The organism is Nonomuraea sp. NPDC049784 (assembly GCF_040659615.1).
GTDB lineage: Bacteria > Actinomycetota > Actinomycetes > Streptosporangiales > Streptosporangiaceae > Nonomuraea.
In genome coordinates this window covers 1-2,913 of sequence record NZ_JBFAMX010000929.1, presented here as the reverse complement: position 1 = coordinate 2,913, position 2,913 = coordinate 1, and the positions used below count along the sequence as shown (strand labels likewise).

Annotated in this window: 1 protein-coding gene; it reads right to left on the bottom strand. The window is 66.9% G+C overall.

Annotated elements, in window-relative coordinates:
- A partial coding sequence (locus AB0J09_RS61180; protein WP_360713212.1) for a transposase occupies positions 1-2,700 on the bottom strand: 2,700 nt, incomplete at its 3' end.
- Positions 2,701-2,913: the final 213 nt, after the last annotated feature.

Here is a 2,913-nt window from a genome sequence, read left to right as displayed (position 1 = left end):
GCGCAGCACGTCGGTGGCATACAGGCCGAACCGGCTGATGTGCGCGGTCAGATAGGGCGACAGCTGCGCGATGTCGGCGGCGGTGATGTCGGAGCCCTGCTCGGGCTGCCAGCCCTCGGCCAGCAGTTGGCGCAGCACGTCGGTCATGTCCAGCGCAGTATGGAAGATCACGCAATTGGCCAGCAGCGAGTTGAATTTGATCATCTTCTCCTGCTCGGCCGGGTCGTTGTCGGCGATGACGCCGTCGTTCCCGAAGCGCAGCCAGCCAGAAAAGCCGTTGAAGCCTTCGACCTTGTTGGTGACCGCGGTGATGCGCCGCCGCAGCGCCGGATCGGCCAGGAAGCGAAGCAGCGCCACGGTGCGCACGCTGCGCCCGACCTCGCGAAAGGCCCGGTAGATCTCGTTCTTGCGAGAGTGGGAGCCCAGCCGACGCAGCAGGGTGACGGAGTTGAGTCGGCCCTCGCGGATGGAGAGCGCCACCCGCATCAGGTCGGGCCACATCTTCTCCACCAGTTCCCAGTCGATCACGTTGCGGCTCCCGCCTTCGCTGCGGAACAGGGAGTCGATGTGGTGGTAGGTGACCTGGTCGGTGTGCTGGAAGAAGGTCAGGCCCTTCCAGTTGCGGATGCGTGGCATCAGATCGAACCCGAACAAATGCGCGAGGGTGAAGACCGGGAACGATTGGCCTTGCGTGTCGGCGTGCACGGTCTTGGGCTGGACCTCGGAGGCGTTGGCCAGCAGCCCGTCGATGATGTAGATCGCCTCCCACGCCCCGCACGGCACGAAGCGGGAGAACAGCGCGATGTAGTTGTCGGAGACGTAGTGGTAGGCGATGCCGCCGAATCCTCCGTACCGGATCGAGGTCTCGGCCAGCAGGTTGTCGATGTAGGTGTCGACCTGGGTGCCGTCGGTTCCCACGCTGCTGCCATCGCCCCAGGCCTTGACCACGTCCAGCTGGGCGAAGGCGTTGACCACGTCGGTGATCGCCTTGTTCAACTTGGCCAGGGTGATGTGCCGGTTCTTGGCCAGCGAGATCTCGTGCGCGGTGATCCCCTCGATGTGCCGGGCTGCCTCGGCCGGGCCCATATTCGACCCGCACGCGAACGTGGTCAGCACGTAGCGTTCCTGCGGCTTGCTCAGCTTGGTGTCGTGGCCGGAGGCAGGCCCGAAGTGGCGGTGCCAGCCCAGCCAGTAGGCGGTGCGCGAGGTGATCTCGATCAGCGTGCGCTCGGGCATCCGGGATTTGATCTCCGCCCCCAGCTTGGTCGCGGCTGCGGTGGTGCCGAGCCCGGCGAGCCGTTTGAGGGTGGGGGTGCCGTCCTTGGCGAACGTCAGGTCCTCGTTGTCGGCGTAGCCGGCGTCCAGGTGTTCGGCCGCCTGGCGGTGGCGCTCCTTCAACTCGGTCACGAAATCGGCCGCGGTCGACGGCAGACCCGCCTCGGCGCAGTAGGCGTCCAGCAGGGGACGGCAATCATCGAAGGTGAGCAGGTGCGAGCTCCAGTCGCCGTACTCGGCGGCGCCGTCCACCGCGACGTCCCCGGTGCGCAACTCCTCGGCCAGATAGGCGAACGCCATCGCCTCGAAGTGCCGTTTGACCAGCATGCCCGGCTGCTTGCGGTCGCGGATGGCGCGTTGCCAGTTGGCCGAGGCAAACCGAAGATCCAGCAGGCGGCCATCGACGCGGCATCCAGGGATGAAGTCGCGGGTTTTGCCCCAATAGACCAGGGCGTGCTCCAACGCCTCCAGCACGCTGCGATCAGCCGAGGTCGCCTTGAACCTCAGCACCGCGGCCAGGGCGAGCATGGTGGAGCGGTCGGCCTTGAAGAACTGCTGGATCAGCAGTTCGTGGTTGTCGTGGCTGTAGGCCGTCACCTCCTCGATGTCGGCCAGTTGCGCGGCCGCGCCACCAGCCCGCTCCACTACCTGGCGGACCGCCCCCACCCCGGCAGCCTGCATCCGTACCGCCTTGACCAGCACCTCGACCGCGGCGCTCAGCCCGGCCCCGAGACCGGCCTGCTGGCCGGATTCCTCAATGTCGCTGCCGGCCTCGGCACTGTCCTCAGCGTTGTCCCGAGTGCCTTCTTCCGCGTCAGCGCCGGAGTTTCTCAGCGCGGTCACCGCCATCATCACCATCTGCGCGGCCGCGACTTCGGCTACCTCGACCGGCCCGCCCGGCACCAGGCCTTGCAGTACACCCCGGTAGGTGGAAATCAGGTTTTCCACCACCTGCCGCTGCCGCTGATGGATCTCCGCCAGCTTGGCCTTGGCCTTCTTGGCGCTGGCCGCCATCCGCTTGCACAGCATCGCGGCCAGGTCATCGCGCGCCCGCGCCTGAGCAGTGTGCACCAGGCACACCAGCAGCGCCATCCGCTTGGCCTCCACGCTGTAGGAGCGGGCCAGCACGTCAGCGTCAGCCGCATCCGCCTCCCCGGCGAAGTCAGCGACCTTCGAGGCGGCGATGCCCTCCAGCACCGTCTCGGTGTCACAAATCCCCTCCACCCAGGCCAGCTGCGCGGCTTGATCTTTGAACTTCGACCAACTCGCCCTGCGCGCCGGTTTCTTCAACCGGTCCAGGTCACTCTTACCGCCCGGCCCGACCACCAGCAACGCCGCCAGCCGTGCACGATCGGCGGCGCTCAGCCGCCGCCAGATCGTCTGGAAGATCTGCCCGTTGACCTGACCGCGGATCGTCGACTCCATGCTGTCCAGCGTGGAAAACGCCGGCGATTCCAGCCGGGCCTGGGCCAGCCGCTCCAACGCTACGTTGATCAGGTCCGCAGGGTGGTTCTTCACCCACGCCGCCCGGGCCATCGCCTTGGCCGCCCAAGGTCCTGTCCGACCTGGGGTGGATCGGTAACCGAGAGACGCCGACCGTACTGTCGCTGCTGGTGTTCGAAGACCTGACGATGGCCG